The sequence below is a fragment of the Neoroseomonas lacus genome (genome assembly GCF_014644535.1).
GTDB lineage: Bacteria > Pseudomonadota > Alphaproteobacteria > Acetobacterales > Acetobacteraceae > Neoroseomonas > Neoroseomonas lacus.
In genome coordinates, this window is the sequence record NZ_BMKW01000007.1 from 189,275 (window position 1) to 208,694 (window position 19,420).

The 19,420-nt window shown below is 69.4% G+C and carries 15 protein-coding genes; 6 read left to right on the forward strand and 9 right to left on the reverse strand.

Annotation, left to right across the window (positions count from 1 at the left end; all coding sequences use genetic code 11):
- Positions 1–36 precede the first annotated feature (36 nt).
- The 3 genes from IEY36_RS15205 to IEY36_RS15215 form a co-directional block, all read right to left on the reverse strand.
- Complete coding sequence (locus tag IEY36_RS15205) at positions 37–693, reverse strand: peroxiredoxin (protein WP_188968081.1); 657 nt, start codon at positions 691–693, stop codon at positions 37–39.
- Between the two features lie 144 nt (positions 694–837).
- Positions 838–1,803, reverse strand: a complete 966-nt coding sequence (locus tag IEY36_RS15210) for an alpha-ketoacid dehydrogenase subunit beta (RefSeq protein ID WP_188968083.1) — start codon at positions 1,801–1,803, stop codon at positions 838–840.
- Complete coding sequence (locus tag IEY36_RS15215) at positions 1,800–2,780, reverse strand: thiamine pyrophosphate-dependent dehydrogenase E1 component subunit alpha (protein WP_188968085.1); 981 nt, start codon at positions 2,778–2,780, stop codon at positions 1,800–1,802. The genes IEY36_RS15210 and IEY36_RS15215 overlap by 4 nt, the downstream gene beginning before the upstream one ends.
- A 70-nt stretch (positions 2,781–2,850) precedes the next feature.
- Between IEY36_RS15215 and IEY36_RS15220 the strand changes: the two genes are divergently transcribed.
- The 3 genes from IEY36_RS15220 (at position 2,851) to IEY36_RS30645 (ending at position 6,597) form a co-directional block, all read left to right on the forward strand.
- Entirely contained in the window at positions 2,851–3,672 is an 822-nt protein-coding gene (locus IEY36_RS15220; protein WP_188968087.1) for a hypothetical protein, read from the forward strand.
- A complete protein-coding gene (locus tag IEY36_RS15225) occupies positions 3,669–5,408 on the forward strand; it encodes a thiamine pyrophosphate-binding protein (RefSeq protein WP_229681336.1) in 1,740 nt (579 codons plus the stop codon). The genes IEY36_RS15220 and IEY36_RS15225 overlap by 4 nt, the downstream gene beginning before the upstream one ends.
- A 691-nt stretch (positions 5,409–6,099) precedes the next feature.
- Complete coding sequence (locus IEY36_RS30645; RefSeq protein WP_229681337.1) at positions 6,100–6,597, forward strand: hypothetical protein; 498 nt, start codon at positions 6,100–6,102, stop codon at positions 6,595–6,597.
- Here IEY36_RS30645 and IEY36_RS15235 read toward each other — a convergent pair.
- Positions 6,585–7,487 (reverse strand): ribokinase, encoded by a 903-nt coding sequence (locus IEY36_RS15235; protein WP_188968089.1) that lies wholly within the window; start codon positions 7,485–7,487, stop codon positions 6,585–6,587. The two genes, IEY36_RS30645 and IEY36_RS15235, sit on opposite strands and share 13 nt — an antisense overlap.
- A 128-nt stretch (positions 7,488–7,615) precedes the next feature.
- Here IEY36_RS15235 and trxC point away from each other — a divergent pair, with 128 nt between their 5' ends.
- The gene (gene trxC, locus IEY36_RS15240; RefSeq protein WP_188968091.1) at positions 7,616–8,053 is read left to right on the forward strand and encodes a thioredoxin TrxC; all 438 of its coding nucleotides are present in this window, start codon (positions 7,616–7,618) and stop codon (positions 8,051–8,053) included.
- A 75-nt stretch (positions 8,054–8,128) separates the two neighbouring features.
- Positions 8,129–10,459: a xanthine dehydrogenase family protein molybdopterin-binding subunit gene (locus tag IEY36_RS15245; RefSeq protein WP_188968093.1), complete on the forward strand. Its 2,331-nt coding sequence runs from the start codon at positions 8,129–8,131 to the stop codon at positions 10,457–10,459.
- Positions 10,460–10,596: 137 nt separating this feature from the next.
- Here IEY36_RS15245 and IEY36_RS15250 read toward each other — a convergent pair whose 3' ends face one another.
- From IEY36_RS15250 to IEY36_RS15260, 3 genes are read right to left on the reverse strand one after another with little or no spacing between them, the layout of a single operon-like run.
- A complete protein-coding gene (locus tag IEY36_RS15250) occupies positions 10,597–11,739 on the reverse strand; it encodes an acyl-CoA dehydrogenase family protein (protein WP_188968095.1) in 1,143 nt (380 codons plus the stop codon).
- Positions 11,740–11,745: 6 nt separating this feature from the next.
- Positions 11,746–12,954 carry an acyl-CoA dehydrogenase family protein gene (locus IEY36_RS15255; RefSeq protein WP_188968097.1) on the reverse strand — a complete coding sequence of 403 codons (1,209 nt, stop codon included), beginning with the start codon at positions 12,952–12,954 and terminating at the stop codon, positions 11,746–11,748.
- Positions 12,955–12,978: 24 nt separating this feature from the next.
- On the reverse strand, positions 12,979–15,057 hold the full coding sequence (locus IEY36_RS15260) for a 3-hydroxyacyl-CoA dehydrogenase NAD-binding domain-containing protein (protein WP_188968099.1): 2,079 nt from the start codon (positions 15,055–15,057) through the stop codon (positions 12,979–12,981).
- 212 nt (positions 15,058–15,269) lie between these two features.
- Between IEY36_RS15260 and IEY36_RS15265 the strand changes: the two genes are divergently transcribed.
- Entirely contained in the window at positions 15,270–16,058 is a 789-nt protein-coding gene (locus IEY36_RS15265) for an SDR family NAD(P)-dependent oxidoreductase (RefSeq protein ID WP_188968101.1), read from the forward strand.
- 104 nt (positions 16,059–16,162) lie between these two features.
- Here IEY36_RS15265 and IEY36_RS15270 read toward each other — a convergent pair whose 3' ends face one another.
- Positions 16,163–18,034, reverse strand: coding sequence for a formylglycine-generating enzyme family protein (locus IEY36_RS15270; protein ID WP_188968109.1), 1,872 nt, complete (start codon positions 18,032–18,034; stop codon positions 16,163–16,165).
- Between the two features lie 203 nt (positions 18,035–18,237).
- Positions 18,238–19,419 (reverse strand): ABC transporter permease family protein, encoded by a 1,182-nt coding sequence (locus tag IEY36_RS15275; protein WP_188968111.1) that lies wholly within the window; start codon positions 19,417–19,419, stop codon positions 18,238–18,240.
- Position 19,420: the final 1 nt, after the last annotated feature.

Genomic DNA, 19,420 nt, shown 5'->3' on the forward strand with positions numbered 1-19,420 from the left:
GATCGGTCGGTTGCGAGGATTATCCGCGCGCAGCGATCACGGCTGCGGGACGATGCGGATATACGGCTTAGGTTCCTTCCAGCCGAGCGGGAACAGCTTTTTCGCATCCTCATTGTTGACCGAGCCGGCGATGATCACGTCTTCGCCATGCTTCCAGTTCGCCGGCGTCGCCACCTTGTGCTTCGCGGTGAGCTGGAGGCTGTCGAGCAGCCGCAGCACCTCGTCGAAATTGCGCCCTGCCGTCATCGGATAGGCGAGATAGGCCTTCACTATCTTGTCCGGTCCGATGAAGACGACGACACGCACCGTCTGGTTTGTCGCTGCCGTGCGCCCTTCAGAACTGGTGCCCGCATCCGCCGGCAACATCCCGTACAGCTTCGAGACTTCCAGCGTCGTATCGCCGATCATCGGATAGGTCACCGCATGGCCGGTCACCTCGCGGATATCGTCCGCCCAACGGCTGTGCTCGCCCACCGGATCGACCGACAGGCCGATGATCTTGGTGTTGCGCTTGTCGAATTCCGGCTTCAGCCCCGCCATGGTGCCGAGCTCGGTGGTGCAGACCGGCGTGAAGTCCTTCGGATGGCTGAACAGGATGGCCCAGCCGTCGCCGATCCATTCATGGAAATTGATGCGCCCCTGGGTGGTCTCGGCGTCGAAATTCGGTGCGGTCTGGCCGATCTGAATGCTCATGCGACTGCCTCCTTCAAGGTCATGGTGCCGAAATGTGCACAAGCAACGGCGCCCCGCAAGCGCGAGCACGCCTTGCTCCGCCCGCCGGCGACGCGACGATCAGCATGCGCGCACAGACCCGCTCGTGAAAAGCCCTGCCTCGCGTCAGGCGCCGGCCACGCGCCGAATCGCCTCCGCGACGCGGGCGGGGGTGATCCGCATCGCATTCTCGAGCGGCGGGCTGAACGGCACCGGCGCCCGCGCCGCGCCCAGCCGCTCCACCGCCCGCAGCCCACCGGTCCCGACCGCCTCGACGACGCGCGCCACCACCTCCGCCCCGAAGCCCGACACCGTGACCGCTTCATGCACCACCAGCAGTCGCCCGGTGCGCCGGACGGAGGTGACCACCGCCGCCTCATCCCACGGCCACAGGCTGCGCAGGTCGAATACGTCGCAGGCGATGCCACACTCCCGCGCGCCCTGCTCGACCACCGGCACGCAGGCCGACCAGGTCACCACCGTCGCCGCGTCGCCGGAAGCCGCGTGGCGCGCAACACCGAACGGGATCGGCGCGGCGTCATCCGCCACCTCGCCCTCCGCGGTCCACAGATTCTTCGGCTCCATCAGCACCACCGGATCATCCGACCGGATCGCCGATTTCAACAGCCCCGCCGCATCCGCCGGCGTGCCGGGTGCCACCACCACCAGCCCCGGAATATGCGTCAGCCAGGCTTCCAGACACTGGCTGTGCTGCGCTGCGGAATTGCGCCACATCCCCTGCGGCATGCGCACCACCAGCGAGGCGCGCCCCTGCCCGCCGAACATGTAGCGCACCTTGGCGATCTGGCTGACCAGCTCATCCATCGCGCACAGCGTGAAATCGGCGATCCGCATCTCGACGATCGGCCGCGTGCCGCACAGCGCCGCGCCGAGCCCGGCCCCCATGATGGTGCTCTCCGAAATCGGCGTGGAGACGATGCGCTCCGTGCCGAACTCCTCCACCAACCCTTTGTACTGACCGAAGATGCCACCCTGGACGAGATCCTCCCCCAGCGCCCAGACCAACGGGTCGCGCCGCATCTCCTCGGCCAGCGCGCGGCGCGCCGCTTCGGCGAAGGTCATGCGGGTCATGCCGGCGCTCCCGCATCCTGCACATCGCTGAAGGCCGCCCCCGGATCGGGCCAGGGCGCGACCATCGCCGCGCCGCGATGCCCCTGCATCTCCGCCACCGCCTGCGCCTCGATGGAGGCGATCTCGGCGCCCGGGACGCCCTCCGCCTCCAGCACCGCGGCGAGCCGCCGGATGCAGTCGCGCTCGCGCGCGGCGGCCGCTTCCTCCGCCGGTCGATACGCCGCGACGTCTGTGCCGGTATGCCCCTCCCAGCGATAGCATTTGGCATGCAGGAATTGCGGCCCCGCACCACCGCGGATGCGCGCCACCAGTTCCGATGCGGCGGCATCCACCGCCAACGCATCCTCGCCATTCACCGCTGTCGCCGGCACGCCGCAGGCTTCCGCGCGCACCGCCGGCCCGCCACCCGCCGTCACCGCGCTGTTGCGCGTGAAGGCGGCGAAGCCATTATCCTCGCAAACGAACAGCACCGGCAGCCGATACAGCGCCGCCCAATTCATCCCTTCGAGAAACGGCCCGCGATTGACCGCACCATCGCCGAAGAAACACGCCACGATCGCGTCTTCCTTGGTCAGTCGGATCGCCTGCGCGGCGCCGCAGGCGATCGGAATGCCCGCCCCCACCACGCCGTTCGCGCCCAGCATCCCCACCGCGAAATCGGCGATATGCATCGACCCGCCTTTGCCGCCGCAGGACCCGCCGGCGCGGCCATGCAGTTCCAGCATCATCGCTCGCGCATCCGCCCCCTTGGCGATGGCATGCCCATGCCCGCGATGCGTCGAGGTGATCCGGTCCGCCCGCTTCAGATTTGAACAGACCCCAACCGCCACGCCTTCCTGCCCGATCGAGGGATGCACCACCCCCGGCGCCTCGCCCGAACGCATCGCGGCGACGGCCTCCTGCTCGAAGGCCCGGATGCGCGCCATGTCGCGCAGCATCGCGATGCGCCGAGCCGTCTCGTTGGACCTGCCAGGCATGCCGTTTTCTCCCCTGTTGCCAGCCCTGCCGCCGCGCTCTACTCCCGAGGAGGGAGAAGGAAACGTGGACATGCTGGACCGACTCATTGTCGTGGACAGCGTCACCCGGCTGGGGCCGGAGGCGCAAGGGCGGGTGATCGTCGGTGGCTCCCATGGCGGGGTCTATGCCGCCTATCTCGCGGCCAAGGCGCGCGTCGCCGGCGTGCTGCTTAACGATGCCGGCCTTGGCCTCGGTGCCGCCGGTATTGCCGGGCTGGATTACCTGCAGCCCCTCGGCATTCCCGCCGCCTGCTGTTCGCATCGCAGCGCGCGCATCGGGGACGGTTTCGACCTTCTCGGCCGCGGCCTCGTCAGCCATGTGAATAGCGCCGCCGCCGCGCTCGGCATCGAACCAGGCATGTGGTGCCGCGAAGCCGCGCGCCGCCTCGCCGCCGCACCGCTCTACCCGGCCGATGCTCCCGACAGCGTCGAATCCCGCTTCCCCATCGAGGTCCCCGGCCGCGCCCGTGCTTCCGCGATGGATTCCAACTCGCTGATGACGCCCGACGATGACGGCACCGTCGTCGTCACCGGCAGCCATGGCGGGCTGCTCGGCGGCCGGCCCGAAACCGCGGCGCGCGCCGCCGTCTTCGCCGCGCTCTACAACGATGCCGATGGCGGCATCGACGGCGCCGGCTTCACGCGGCTGCCCGCGCTCGATGCGCGCGGCATCGCCGCCGCCACCTACTCCGTCTGGACCGCGCGCATCGGCGATGGCCGTTCGGCTGTCGAGACCGGCATCGTCTCCAGCGTCAATGCCCGCGCCGCCTTCCTCGGGCTCAAGCCCGGCGGCACGGTCCGCGACGCCATCACCCTGCTCGCCGAAGCCAGCACGAAGGACCGCCCCGCGTGACCAATTCCAACACGACGCTGACCATCACGGGTGGCGAGGCACTCGCGCGCATGCTCCAGGCCCATCAGGTCGGGCCGATGTTCGGCATGGGCGGCTTCCAGCTGCTGCCCTTCTACGAAGCGGTGCGCAGCCTCGGCCTCAAGCACTACCTGATCAACGACGAACGCTGCGGCACCTTCGCCGCCGATGCCTGGGCGCGGGTGACCAACCGCCCCGGGGTGGTGGACGCAACGCTTGGCCCGGGGGCGACGAACCTCGTCACCGGCCTGGTGGAATCGCTCAATGCCGGCATCCCGCTGGTCGCGATCACGGGCGACGCCAATCGCGACCACGCCTGGAAGAACATGACTCAGGAAGCGCGCCAGGTGGAAATCCTCCGCCCCGCCTGCAAGGAACTCATCCGCGTCGAGAGCACCAAGCGCATCCCGGAAATGGTGCGCCGTGCCTTCGCCGTCGCCACCTCCGGCCGCCCCGGCCCTGTCGTGCTCGACGTGCCGGAAGATGTCTGCCACGGCGAACACAGCTTCGCCGCCGACGAGATCTGGGCCGACCCCGGCACCCTCCAGGCCCAGGCGCGCCGCACCCGCCCCGACCCTACAGAACTCGACCGCGCCGCCGCATTGCTTGCGAAGGCGAAGCGCCCGCTGTTGCTGGTCGGCGGCGGCATCCATATCAGCGGCGCGCATGACGCCCTGCTCGCTCTCGCGGAATCGCAGAAGATCCCCGTCGCCCACACCATGTCCGGCAAGGGCGCGATCGCCTGCACCCATCCGCTCTCGGCCGGCGTCTTCGGCCGCTACTCGCGCATCGCCAACGACTTCGTGGCGGAGGCCGACCTGCTCATCGTGGTCGGCTGTAAGCTCGGTGAGATCGCCACCAAACGCTTCGCCCTGATGCCGGCCGGCATCCCCATCGTGCATATCGAGATCGTGCCGGAGGAAATTGGCCGCACCACCCGCGCCGACGTCGCCCTCGCCTCCGACGCTAAGCTGGCGCTCGAAGACCTGCTCGCCGCTATGCCGCAAGCCCCGCTCCCCGACGGCCGCGCCGACTTCGCCGACGCCGTCGCCCCGCGCATGGCCGCCTGGCGCGTCGGCGCCGCCGACCGCCTCGAATCCAACGAGACCCCGATCAATGTCGGCCGCCTGATCAACGAATTGAACATGGCCATGGCCGAGGACGACATCCTCGTCGCCGATGGAGGGTTCGCCGGCCATTGGGGCGGCCTGCTGTTCGACACCAAGCGCGCGGGCCGCCACTTCATCGCCGATCGGGGCTTCGCCTCCATCGGCTACGGCGCGCCGGGTGCGATGGGCGCGCAGATGGCCGCCGGCCCGAAGCGCCGCGTCGTCGGCCTGACCGGCGATGGTGGCTTCAACATGACGATCGGCGAGATCGAGACCGCCCGCCGCGTCGGCGCCAACTACGTGCTCTGCGTCTTCAACAATGGCGCCTCGGGCTATGTGAAGGCGCTCCAGCACGCGGTCTACGGCCCGGGCAACTACCAGTCCTCCGAACTCGCCGAAACCGACTACGCCGCCGCCGCCCGCGCCTTCGGCTGCCACGGCATTCGCGTGGAAGACCCGGGCAAGCTCGCCGCCGCCATCCGCGAAGGCCTCGCCAATACCGACAGCCCGACCGTCCTCGACGTCCATGTCACCCGCGACCCCGCGCGGATGCTGCCGGGCACCGACAACCGAACCCTGCGCGTGGAGAAGGGCGATCGCCCGGTCTGAGGCACCGCCTCGTATGGAGTTGAAGTGCTTCGCAGCGCCGGGAGCGGCGTCGGCGTGCTGGAGCGGCATCTGGACGCTCCAGCCAACAGAACCCTCTCTAGCCTATTGTTTTTACAAGAATTTTCACTCGATCTGGTGATTCCGCCTGATCGCGATCTGCTCTAGCATGGGGCCGACCCCATGGCCCGTCGCGATCGCCCTGCCGCCGCGTTGCTCGCCCTGCTGACCCTCGGCGGCCCCGCCGCCGTGCAGGCGCCGGAACCGGCCCTGCCACGCGTCATCTATGGCGAGGCCGAACCACGGGTGATCTATGGTCCTGCCTCGACGCCACCCGAACACGCCGTCCGGCCGGTCGCTACACCGCAGGCCCCGCCGCGGCCGCAGCCACCCTCGGAGACCTCGCTGACCTATGGCTGGGTCCCGGTCGGTCCGCCAGTCTGGTATCGTCCGCCCGGCCCGCACCGGCCGATGCCGCCAGGCGCGACCGCCTGGGGGTTCCCCCCACCCCGACCATCAACGGCTGCGTCGAACGCCCCTTGCCGCCCGGTCGCCCTCTCGTCCCGCCACTCAATCAGCGCCCGGCCCAGTTGTGCCGGTAGCCTTTCACCCCGCTGAGGCCGCCACACCCCTGCCACCATGCTGAACCACCTTGGACCAGACTGACGGGCATTCCCGCATAAAGGATCGCGCCATGGCGCTGTCGATACGTCTCCTGCCGCTGGGGCTGATCGCCCTGCTCGCGGCCTGCAGCAACCCCTACGACCCCGGCCAGCGGGCCGCCGGCGGTGCGTTGATCGGCGCCGGCACCGGCGCCGCGATCGGTGGCATCGCCGGCGGGCCCCGCGGCCTGGCCATCGGTGCCCTTGCCGGCGGGCTGGGTGGCGCGGCCCTTGGTGCCGCCACCACGCCGCAGCAGCCGCAATACCAGGGCGGCTATCCGCCCCAGGGCTATGGCCAGCAAGGCTACGCACCACAGCCCGGCTATACCCAGGCGCCGTACCCGCCCGCCTACTCCCAGGCACCGGTCGGCGCGCAGACCTACTACCCGCCGCCGAACCAGGGCTACGTCACTGCGCCCGTCCCCTATCAGGGACCGCCGCCGCAGAGTTACCAGGCGCCGCCGGGCTCCTATTGGCAGCCGCAGCCCTACGTCGCGCCGCCGGACCCCTACGCCGCCTACCGGTACTGAGCGGCCGCCGCCTCGATCGCCGCCAGCCGCGGCAGCGACGGCACCGCCCCCGCCACGCCGCAGGCCAAGGCCCCGGCCACCACGCCCCGGCGCAAGGCCTCCGATTCACGCGCCCTCTCCACCAGCGCCGCGGCGAAAGCGCCGATGAAGGCATCCCCGGCGCCCGTGCTGTCGACGACCTCGACCGGCAGCGCCGGCACATGGACAACCACGCCGTCCCGCCCGGCCCAATAGGCCCCGCCGGCCCCGGCCGTCAGCACCACCCCCCGCGCATGCCGCGGCGCCAGCGCAGCCGCCAACGCCCCCGGCGCCGCCGTGCGGGCGAGCATCAGCGCCGCCTCCGTCTCGTTCACCACCAGGATGTCGGTCAGCGCCAGCAACCCGTCCGGCAAGTCGCGCGCCGGCGCTGCATTAAGCAAAGTTGCGATGCCCCGCGCCCGAGCGGCGCGGAAGGCCGCCTCCGTGACACCGAGCGGCGTTTCAAGCTGCGCCACCACCAACGCCGCCCCCGCCACGGCACCGGCCGCCCCCTCCGCCGCCAACACCCCATTGGCCCCGGCGACCAGGACGATCTCATTCTCCCCCTGCTCATCGACCAGGATCAACGCCTCGCCGGTCGGCACTCCATCCAGGGACATGACGGCACGGGCATCGATGTCTTCCTCGGCCCAAAGCGCGAGCGCCCCCTGCCCGGCCGCATCCCGCCCGATCGCGGCCACCATCGTCACGGTGGCCCCGGCCCGCGCCGCCGCAACAGCCTGGTTGCTGCCCTTGCCACCATGGAACCGCGTCATGCCCGTCGCCGCCAGCGTCTCCCCGGGTTGCGGAAAGCGCGGGACCGCCAACACGGTGTCGCGATTATAAGAACCGACGACGGTGATCCGCCCCATGCTGCCCTCCCAAGCCGTGGCGACACTCGGCAAGGCCCGCGCGGGGGTCAAGCCGCCGCTTGCGCCGGCGCAAGGCAGCCCGTCACCAACCGCGCGACAATAATCATCACGCGCCTGGAGCCCCCCGCATGACCGACCCCTTGCAGATCGTCTGCCCGCATTGCGACGCGGTGAACCGAGTCCCGGCCGCCCGCCTCGCCGACCACCCCACCTGCGGCGCCTGTCACCGCCCCCTGTTCACCGCCGAACCCGTGGCACTGGACGAGCCACGCTTCCGCAAGCATCTGCGTGCCTCCTCCATCCCACTGCTGGTGGATTTCTGGGCCTCCTGGTGCGGCCCCTGCCGGGCGATGTCGCCGGCCTTCGCGGCGGCGGCACCGACGCTCGAACCGCAAGTCCGGCTGGTGAAGGTCTCCACTGAGGAAGCGCCCACCCTGGCGCAGGAACTCTCCATCCAGAGCATCCCGACACTCGCCGTGTTCCGCCAGGGGCGGGAGGTCGCCCGCCAGGCCGGCGCCATCCCGACCAGCCGGATCCTCGACTGGACCCGCCAGGCGCTCGGTTGAGGCCGCTACCGGGTTGCAGTGCAGCAAACAGCGCCTAACCTAGGGAGTGAACGTTCACAGCCGCTGAGGCCCTCCATGCCCGACATCAACCTGGCCGATCCCACCACGATGAAGTTCGGGATCGGGCAGCCCGTGCCCCGGCAGGAGGACCCGACCCTGCTGCAGGGCCGCGGCCGCTACACCGATGACCTCTCCGTCGCCGGTCAGGCCTGGTGCGTCATGGTGCGCAGCCCCTACGCCCATGGCGTGATCAAGGCCATCGGCACTGAGGCGGCGAAGGCTATGCCCGGCGTGCTCGGCGTCTACACCGCCGCCGACATGGCCGAATACGGCCCGATGCGCAGCGTGCTGCCGCTCAAGAACAAGGATGGCAGCCCGCTGATCAACGTCCTGCGCGGGCCGCTCGCCGCCGACAAGGTGCGCTTCGTCGGCGACCCGGTCGCCTTCGTTGTCGCCGAGACCAAGTTGCAGGCCCGCGACGCCGCCGAGGCGGTCGAGATGGAGATCGACGCGCTCGATGCCGTGACCGAGGCCTCCGCCGCCGCCGCCCCAGGCGCGCCCCAACTCTACGACCACATCCCCGGCAACGTCGTGCTCGACTTCCGCTTCGGCGACGCCGACAAGGTCGCCGAAGCCTTCGCCAAGGCGGCGCATGTCACCACCCTGCCGATCCGCAACAACCGCATCGTCGTCTGCTCGATGGAGCCGCGCTCGGCGATCGGCGAATGGGACGCCGCCGACGGCCGCTACGTGCTGCATGTCGGCAGCCAGGGCGTCTTCGGCCTGCGCAACCAGATGGCCAACGACATCCTGAAGGTGCCGGTCGAAAAGCTCCGCATCCTCACCGGCAATGTTGGCGGCTCCTTCGGCATGAAGGCCAGCGCCTATCCGGAATACACCTGCGTCCTGCATGCGGCGAAGCTGCTCGGCCGCCCGGTGAAGTGGACCGATGACCGCTCCGGCGCCTTCCTCTCCGACTGTCACGGCCGCGACCACGAGGTGGAAGCCTCCCTCGCGCTCGATGCGGAGGGCAAGTTCCTGGCGGTGAAGCTGGTCTCCTACGGCAACATGGGCGGCTACCTCTCGACCGTCGGCAACCTGATGGGCACCGGCAACTTCTCGAAGAACATCCAGTCGAACTACGCGACGCCGCTGCTGCTGGTCGAGACGAAGAACGTCGTCACCAACACCACGCCGGTCTCCGCCTATCGCGGCGCCGGCCGTCCCGAGGGCAACTACTTCATGGAGCGGCTGATCGAGACCGCCGCCCGCGAGATGGGCCGCGACCCCATCGCGCTGCGCAAGCTGAACCACATCAAGCCGGCGCAGTTCCCCTTCAGCGCGCCCTCCGGCTCCGTCTACGATTCCGGCGACTTTTCCGCGCTGTTCGACAAGGCGCTCGCCGCGGCCGACTGGAATGGCTACGCCGCCCGCAAGGCCGCGAGCGAATCACGCGGCATGGTGCGCGGCCGCGGCATCGGCAATTTCCTCGAATGCACCGCGCCGCCGATGAAGGAACAGGGCGAGCTGGTCTTCGAGGAGGATGGCTCCGTCACCATCGTCACCGGCACGCTCGACTACGGCCAGGGCCACTGGACGCCCTTCGCCCAGGTGCTGCACGCGAAGCTCGGCGTGCCCTTCGACAGCATCAAGCTGGTGCAGGGCGATTCCGACCGGCTGATCGCCGGCGGTGGCACCGGCGGGTCGAAGTCGCTGATGGCCTCGGGCGCCGCCATCCTCGAAGCCGCCGACATGGTCATCGAGAAGGGCCGCAAGGCCGCCGGCTACGTCCTTGAAGCCGCCGCCGAGGACATCGAATTCGCCGATGGCCGCTTCGCCATCGCCGGCACCGATCGCGGCATCGGCATCATGGAACTGGCCGCCAAGCTGCGCACCATCGGCCCCCTGCCCCAGGACGTACCCAACGCGCTCGACAGCCGCACGGTCTTCAACGAAGCGCCGATGGCCTATCCGAATGGCTGCCACATCTGCGAGGTCGAAATCGACCCCGACACCGGCATCGTGAAGATCGACCGCTATCTCTCGGTCAACGACTTCGGCGTGATCGTGAATCCGCTGCTGGTCGAGGGCCAGGCGCATGGCGGCATCGTCCAGGGCATCGGCCAGGCGCTGCTCGAGCACGTCGTCTATTCCGAGGACGGCCAGCCCCTGACCGGCTCCTACATGGATTATGGCCTGCCGCGCGCCGACGACCTGCCGAGCTTCGGCTTCGAAAGCGCGCCCGACCCGTGCAAGACCAACCCGCTCGGCGCGAAGGGCTGCGGCGAGGCCGGCTGCGCCGGGTCGCTGCCGGCGGTGATGAACGCGATCTCGGATGCGCTGGGCGGCAAGCACATCAACATGCCGGCGACGCCGGAGAAGGTTTGGGCGGCGCTGCACGCATGAGAAAGGTCGGGGGAGGAACACCTCCCCCGAATCCCCCATCGTTTCTTGTCTGTTGGAAACTGACGTCGGAGTTCGGCGCCAATCGATAGAAAAAGGAGGGGGATCGGGGGAGTTCTCTTCCCCGACCTTCCTTCTACCTAAGCCGCCACAAACACCCCACCTTCCTCGCTCAGCGCCGCAAGGTGGTGGTCCATATCCCCAAACATGTTCTCAATGACGGTCAGCCGCTTGAGATAATGCCCGCCGGCATACTCCATCGTCATGGCGATGCCGCCATGCATCTGCACCGTCTGCTGCCCGACGAAGCGCGCGTTGCGGCCGATCTCGACCTTCACCGCGCGCATCAGGCGGCGCCGTTCGGCGTCGTCCTTCTCGCTCGCCGTCATCGCCGCCAGCATCGCCATCGAGCGTGCCTGCTCCAGGCAGACCATCATCTCCGCCGCACGATGCTGCAACGACTGGAACGTCCCGATCGCCCGCCCGAACTGCTTGCGCGTCTTCAGGTAATCGACGGTCAGGTCCTTCGCCGCCTCCATGCAGCCGATCGCCTCGGCCGAGAGCGCCGCGATGGTCTCATCCGCCACACGCTCGACCAGCGCCAGGCCACCGGCCAGCTTCGCCTCGGCACCCACCTTCACATGGTCGAAGGTGATGTCCGCGGCGCGCTGCCCGTCCGAGGTCTTGAACCCGCGCCGTGACACGCCGGTCGCATCGGCGGGGATGAGGAACACCTCGATCCCATCGCGATCGCGCCGTGCACCCGCAACGCGCGCGGTGACGATCAGCTCGTCCGCCGTGTCGCCGTGCACGACAACGCCCTTGCGCCCTTCGATCACCCAGCCATCGCCCTCCTTCTTCGCGGAGGTGGCGACGTCATGCAGGTCGAAGCGCGACTGCACCTCGGTATGCGCGAAGGCAAGCAGCATCTTGCCCTCGGCAATCTTCGGCACCATCGCACCGCGCTGCTCGGCGGTGGCGCCATGACGCAGGAAACCACCCCCCATCACCACCGTGGACATGAAGGGTTCCAGCGTCAGCGAACGCCCCATCTGCTCGGCGACGATCATGGTCTCGACGGCACCGTAGCCGAGCCCACCATCATCCTCGGCAAACGGCATCGCCAGCAGCCCGAGATCGGCATAGGCGGCCCAGACCTCGCGCGACCACCCGGTCGCGGAGGCCATGTAGCCCTTGCGCTGCTCGAAGCCGTACTTGTCCTTCAGTAGCTTCGCCAGGCTGTCCTGCAGAAGCCGCTGGTCTTCGGAAAGATCGAAATCCATGTCTGTTCAGAGCCCCAAGAACGCTTTGGCCATGATGTTCTTCTGGATCTCGGTGGATCCGCCGTAGATCGTCTGCTTGCGCCAGTTGAAGTAGGTCGCCTGCGCCAGCGTCTGCCAATCCTGCGCGACGTCCGGCTCGTTCCGCCCATCCGCTTCCGGATCATTCGGTGCCGCCAGGCCATATGGCCCTGCCGCCATGACGTAGAGTTCCGAAATCGCCTGCTGCAACTCCGTCCCACGAATCTTCAGCACGGAAGACGCCGGGTTCGGCTTGCCGCGGCTGAGCTGCCGGTTCTCGTCCGCCAGCACGCGCAGCGTCGTCATCTCCAGCGCCTTGAGCTGCACCTCGACATCGGTCAGCCGCGACCGGAAACGCGGGTCTTCCATGACCGGCCGCGCACCACCCGGCGCTTCCTTGGCGATGAGCTTCAGCCGGCGGATGCGCTCCTTGGACGCCCCCACGCGCGCCTGCCCGGTCCGCTCATTCGACAGCAGGAACTTCGCGCAATCCCAGCCACGGTTCTCCGTGCCGACGAGATTGGCAACCGGCACCTTGACATCGTCGAAGAAGACTTCGTTCACCTCATGCGCGCCATCGATGGTGATGATCGGCCGCACCGTGATGCCTGGCGTGTTCATGTCCACCAGCAGGAAGGAGATGCCTTCCTGCTGCTTGGCCGCGCCCGGATCGGTGCGCACCAGCAGGAAGATCCAATCCGCATGCTGCGCCAGCGTCGTCCAGGTCTTCTGGCCATTGACGATATAGTGGTCGCCTTCCTTCACCGCCCGCGTCTTCAGGGAGGCGAGGTCCGACCCCGCCCCCGGCTCCGAAAACCCCTGGCAGAACCACAGGTCGAGGCTGGCGAGCTTGGGCAGGAAGAACTTCTTCTGCTCCTCCGTGCCAAAGGCGATCAGCACAGGCCCGAGCATGTTGCAGTTGAAGCCCAGCGGGCTCGGCGCCGGCGTCGACTGGATTTCCTCGGACAGGATGAAGCGCTTGATCGCGGTCCAGGGCTGCCCGCCCCATTCCACCGCCCAATGCGGCACCGCCCAGCCCTTCGCATACAGACGCTTCTGCCAATCGACCTGCATCGCCTTCGTCGGCGTGCGGCCCGACGCCATGCGCTCACGCGTATCGGCCGGCAGGTTGGCGTCGATCCACTCGCGCACTTCCTGACGGAAGGCGCGCTCCTCATCGGTGAACCGGAGTTCCATGATCGTTGCTCCCGTGTGTTTCCGTCAGGCGCCCATTGAGGCGAAAGACCCGCCCTCGGCCGCCAGCTTCTCGATCAGCGCCGTGGGCTTCAGGTTCGCATCCCCCGTCACCTCGGCATAATGCGCCAACTTGTCGCGCACGTTCTTCAGCCCCTGCGTATCAGCCCAGAACATCGGCCCGCCGCGCCAGGCTGGCCAGCCAAAGCCGTTGACGAAGATGACGTCGATATCGATCGGCCGATACGCGACACCTTCCTCCAAGATGCGCGCACCCTCATTGACCATCGGCAGCATCAGCCGCTCCAGGATTTCCTGATCCTCGATCTTGCGCCGCCGCACCTGCATCTTCTCGGCCACGTCGAGGATGATGCGCTCCACCTCCGGGTCCGGCATGCGGGTGCGCTTCTCGTCATACATGTACCAGCCCTTGCCGGTCTTCTGCCCGAAGCGCCCGAGCGCCACGATGGCATCCGCCACCGGCGCCACGGTCCCACGCGCCTTGCGCACCGCGGCACCGATATCGAGCCCGGCGAGGTCACCCACGGCTAGCGGCCCCATCGCCATGCCGTAGCCTTCCATCACCTTGTCGATATCGGTGGGCAGGCAGCCTTCCAGCAGCAGCTTCTCGACCTGCGGGCCGCGCTTTCCCGTCATGCGGTTGCCGACGAAGCCGTCGCAATTGCCGACCAGCACCGGCAGCTTGCCGATCCGCTTGCCGAATTCCGTCGCCGTCGCGATCGCGGCCCAGGACGACTTCGCCCCGCGCACATTCTCCAGCAGCCGCATCACATTGGCCGGCGAGAAGAAGTGCATCCCCACCACCAGCTCCGGCCGCGACGTCGCCGAAGCGATCTCATCGATCGAAAGCGTCGAGGTGTTGGACGCCAGCATCACCCCCGGCCGCGCCGCCTTGTCGAGCCGGGCGAAGACCTGCTTCTTCACCTCCATGTTCTCGAACACCGCCTCGATCACCAGGTCCGCCTTGCCGACGGTTCCCTCAAAATCGGTGCTGCCGGTCAGCAATGCGCGCCGCTTCTCGTAATCCGCCTGCGACAGCCGCCCGGTCGAGACCGTCCGCTCCCAATTCGCATGGCAGCGCGCGAGGCCCTTCTGCAGCGCCTCCTCGGTCATCTCCACGATGGTCACCGGCACGCCGTTGTTGGCCGCGGACATGGCGATGCCGCCACCCATCGTCCCGCCGCCGATCACCACCAGGCGTTCGATCGGCAGGGATTTCGCATCGGCCGGCTGGCCCGGGATGCGCAGAACCTCGCGCTCACCGAAGAAGATGTGGCGCAGCGCCTTGGACTGCTCGCCAGCCACCAGCGACTGGAACAGTTCACGCTCCTTCTCCAACCCCTGCTCGAACGGCATGGTGAAGGAGGCCCGCACCGCCTCGGCACATCCCTTCGGGCTCTGTTGCCCACGCGAGCGCTTCAACAGCCCGGCCACCACAGCGTCATATGCCGCCGCATCCTGCCCGCTGATCTTGTCGGTGCGGTTGCGCGCCAGGGTAAAAGTCTTGCCGATATTGGCCCGCGCCCAGGCCACCGCGCCGGCCTCAAGGTCACCCTCGATCACGGCATCGACGAAACCCAGCTTCTGCGCCTTGCCCGCCGAGACCGGCTCGCCCGAGACGATGATCTTCGCCGCTTCCTCCGGCCCGATCATGCGCGGCAGGCGCTGCGTGCCACCCGCGCCGGGGACAAAGCCGCGCTTGACCTCCGGCAGCCCAAGTTGCGCCGAGGCCACCGCCACCCGTGCATGACAGGCCAGCGCCAATTCCAGCCCACCACCCAATGCCGAGCCATGGATCGCCGAGACCACGATGCCCGGATAGGCTTCGATGGCGTCGAACACCTCATTGAGCGAGGGTGGCTGCCGCGGCTTGCCAAATTCCGTCATCTCGGCGCCGGCGCAGAACAGGCGCCCGGTGCCGATCAGCACCACCGCCTTCGCGCCAGCGGCCTTGGCCGCGTTCAGCCCGGCCAGCAGCCCGGCGCGGATCTCGGTCCGCAGCGTGTTCACCGGCGGGTTGGCAAGGCGCAGCACGTGCACCTCGCCCTGCTTGTCGTGCTGGACGAAGTCCGCGTCCTGGGCCACTGGCGTTTCTCCCTCGAAATTGCCGGTCTGCAACTCGACCGATCGGTCGGGCCGGAGTGTCGTGCAGGATGCGCGCGGCGGCAAGGCTTGCAGGATGCGCGCGGCGGCAAGGCTTGCAGGATGCGCGCGGCGGCAAGCGCCCCGGCCACCCCGGTTGCCGCGCGGGCCGCGCCATGCTGCCCTGCCGCATCAACCCTAGGGGAGCAAACGCCATGTCCTTGTTTGACCTGACCGGCAAGGTCGCCATCGTCACCGGCGGCAGCCGCGGCATCGGCCGCGCCATCTGCGAACGCATGGCCGAACAGGGGGCGAAGGTCGTCGTCTCCTCGCGCAAGATCGACGCCTGCCAGGAGGTGGTGGACGCCATCAAGGCGAAGGGCGGCACCGCCATGGCGGTCGCCTGCAATATCGGCCGCAAGAACGAATGCCAAGCTCTGGTGGACGCTGCCATCGCCGCGTGGGGTCAGGTCGACGTCATGGTGTGCAACGCCGCGATCAACCCGCATTTCGGCCCGGCCATCACGATGCCGGACGAGATCTTCGACAAGATCATGGCGTCGAACATCAAGTCCAATATCTGGCTGTCGCACATGACCGCGCCGGGCATGGCCGAACGCGGCGGCGGGTCGATCGTCATCATCTCTTCGATCGGTGGCTTCCGCGGCTCGCCGGTACTCGGCGCCTATGCCATCTCCAAGGCCGCCGACATGCAGCTGGTGCGCAACCTGGCCGTCGAATGGGGCCCCCGGAACGTCCGCGCCAACGCGATCGCGCCGGGCCTGATCCGCACCGACTTCGCCCGCGCCCTGTGGGAGGACCCCGGCATCTACAAGAAGCGCACCAAGGACACCCCGCTCAAGCGCATCGGCGAACCGGACGAGATTGCCGGCGCGGCCATCTTCCTCGCCTCCCCGGCCGGGTCGTTCATGACCGGCCAGACTATCGTCATTGATGGCGGCGTCCTCGCCGGCCCGCCCTCGCGCTCCGACGACGAGGAATAGAGCGTCATGGCCGCTGGTGCGCAGGCACCGAAGGTCTGAGTCACGCGATCAAACAACGGGTTAGAGCGTGATGCGTAAACGAAGGTGAACACATCACGCTCTCATCATCGATACCCGGGCGGCTTGCCGCTCGGGTCGAAGCTCTGCCGCTGCCCGCTCCGATTGATCGGCGGCTTCACGCTGATCCCGGGCCCCGGAACGATGGGCTGGCGCGGTGGCGGTGCCGGCTGGCGCGGCGGTTGCGCCGCCTGGGACGGCCGCGCCGCGGTTGAAGGCTCGCCCGGCGGCGGTGGCGGTGCGGGCGGCGGAGGCACCGCGACGGTCGGGGGCGGCGCTGGCGCGGCCTGGCGCGGCTCCGGCGTGCGGGGCGGGTCCGGCACGCTCACCGGCCGCGGCGGCCCGGCAGCCCGGCTGGCCGCCAGCACCTCCTCGCGCAACCGGTCACGCGGCGGCAGCCCATTGTCGCGCGAATCCGCCGCATGCCGCGCGGCGACATCCAGATACGGCCGCAAATCCGGCACGTTGCGCGCCTCGGCCTCGCGCGCCACCACCCCGGCCTCGGTGGCCAGCGTCGCCCGATCGGCGGTCCGCCCGAGGTCCGCCACCATCCGCGCATAACCATCCAGCGACAATTCGCGTTCGATGCGAAGCTGTTCCAGCGCCGTCGCCCACTGGTGGCGCATCTCCGGGCTCGACTGCACCACATCCGCACCCGACAGCAGCGGCTGGATCCCATCCATCCGCCGCTGCGACTGACCGACCGCACGCGCCAGCACGGCGGCCCCCTCCAACTGCGCGCGAATGCCGGCACGTTCCTGTTCCAGCCGCTGGCGTTCGGCTGCCATCAGCCCCGCCTCCAGCCGGTCGAGATTCTGCCGCATCGGCGCATCCGCGCCCGCGCGCATCGCCGCGATTTGCCGCCGCGCATTCTCCGCCTCGGTGCCGGAGGCGCGGCTCTCAGCCTCGAAGGCGCGGTTGAGCGCCTCGGCCCGATGCAGGCTCGTCGTCACATGCGCCGCCAGCGCCACGCGAAACCCGACCGAGGCCAGCCGCGTCGGCTGCCCATCCGTCGGGTTGTAGGGCGGCATCTCGATGCGCAGGGAGGACCGCAGCGCCGTCTCCGGCGTGCGGAAGTCACCCCCCTTCACCACCACCCCGCCGGCCTGGCCATGCAACCGCCCGACGCGTACGGCGCGGAACGGTTCCAGCACCAGTTCCCCGACATTGCCGAGCATGTCATGCAGCCCGAGCGGGTTGGCCTCCAGCATCCCCACCGGCTGCGCCCGGCCCGCCGCCGAGCGCGGCCCCTGGAACCAGGCATAGCGCGAGGTCCCTTCCGGCATCGGGAAGGTGCGGCCGAGAAAATCCAGCTCGCTCACCGCGGCGCCACCGCGCGCCGCGTATTCCCATTCCTCCTCGGTCGGCAGGCGCACGAAGGCAGGGGTGCCATCGGCCTGCGGCAACCGCGCCGCCGCGTTGCGCAGCAGCCAGGTGGTGTAGCGCTGGCTGAAGGCGACCGCGTCGAACCAGGACAGCGTCGCCGCCGGCAGCCGCCCGGCCGCGGAGGCCGTCGGGCAACGTTCCTCCATCACCGCGGCATATTGGTCGCGCGTCACCTCGTATTTGCCGAGCCAAAACAGCGCCACGTCGCGCCCCGCCGCGGTGAAGGGGCCGGCCACCGCGTCGCGCCGGGCGAACTCGGCGACCCCCCCGGCTGGGTCGAGCGTGCCGAGCGTCACCGGCCGGTCCTGCAGCGCGCCGGGGCCGGTGGGGGTCTCGACGGGGCGGAAGGCCATGGCGCCGCCGCAGGGCATCGGCAGCATCAGGTCGCCCTGGGCCGGTTGCGGGTTGGTGAAATCAACCGCCCAGGGGGTTTGCGCGGCGACCGGGCCAGCCAGCAGCATCGCCAGGGCCAGTGCGCGCGAGACATGGAGGGGCGCCGCCCCTCCAAACCACCCCGCCAAGGTGCCGGGCACCTTGGAACGCCATCCATGGGCATTTGGCGCCGCTGTCAGACTATGGACCGAACTGCGCTCCCGCGCCCGGCGGTCACTGAGCTGGTCGACCCACGCGCCCTGCCGGGCACCCAATCGAGGTGTCCAGAGGCCTTTAGGCCTTTGGTGGGGGGAGGTCCGGAGGGGGGCAAAGCCCCTCTCCGCATCCACGGGCCGGCCGTCCATCATCCCTCCGCCAGCCCTTCCGCCGGTGCGACCGCCGCCGCCCGCGCCCCCGCCAGCACCGAGGCCAGCAGCGCCCCCGCCAGCGTCACGCCCGCCGCCGCCACCCCCATCCCGGCCGTCAGCAAACACACTGGCCGATCCCCGGCGACGGTCCCGGCAAAAGCGCGGTTCAACACGCCTGCCACCGCCGCCGCGACACCGAAGGCCAGCAGCGCGCCGGCCAGCGCCACCGCCGCCGCCTGCACCAGTGGCAGCATCAGCAACGCCCGCCGCTTCATCCCCAGCAGCGAGAGCAGCGCGAGATCCCGCCGCTTGCGTTCCACTTGCGCCCAGAGCCCGACGCCGAGGCTGACCAGATACCCCGCACCCCCCGCCCCCGCGATAGCAAGGAACAGCAGCGCCAGATTGTGGTCGAGCCGCAGCAACCCGGCGACCGACCCGGCGCGCGACGCGACCTCGATCCCCGCCAGCCGCAATTCGCGGTCGAGCGCCGGCACATCCTCAAGCCGTGCCGCATGCAGCCGGAAGCCGGCGAAGGGCCGCGCGCGCGACGCCTCGACCGTACCCGGCCGCGCATCGACGGGCGCATTGCCATCGAGGAAATCCTCCGCCAGCAACAGCACCGGCACGCCGGCGAAGGCGGCATCGCGCGTCGCCGCCGAGGCCGGCGCAATGCTCGCGACCGGCAGCGACAGGGTCAACACCTCCCGCGCCGAACCGACGCTGCGCGCGACCGAGGCCAGCGCCGTATCGCCCGGCCGAAGCCCCAGCCGCTCGGCCGCCGTCGGCGACAGCACCAACCCCTCTCCAGCCGCGAGCCCCGGCAGCAGCGGGTCGCCCGGCCCGGTCGGCAGCAATTCCATCCGCACGCCACGGCCGGGCCTCGCCTGGTTCTCCAACACGATGGTCGCTGAGAGCGCCCGCGTGCGCGGCACCAGGAAGGCCACGCGCGGGTCGGCGGCGAGCCGCGCGAACAACGCCGGTTCCAGCGTCCGATTGACGATGGAGACCACCTCGCGTGCCCGCGGATCCTCCAGCAATTCCGCCCGCAGCCCGGCGACGACGCCCTGCCGCAGGCCGAACAGCACGATCAACGGTGCCAACACCGCCGCGCACCCCAGCGCCGAGCACAGGAACAACACCCGTTCATGCCAGAGATCCGCCAGCGCGAGGCGCAGCATG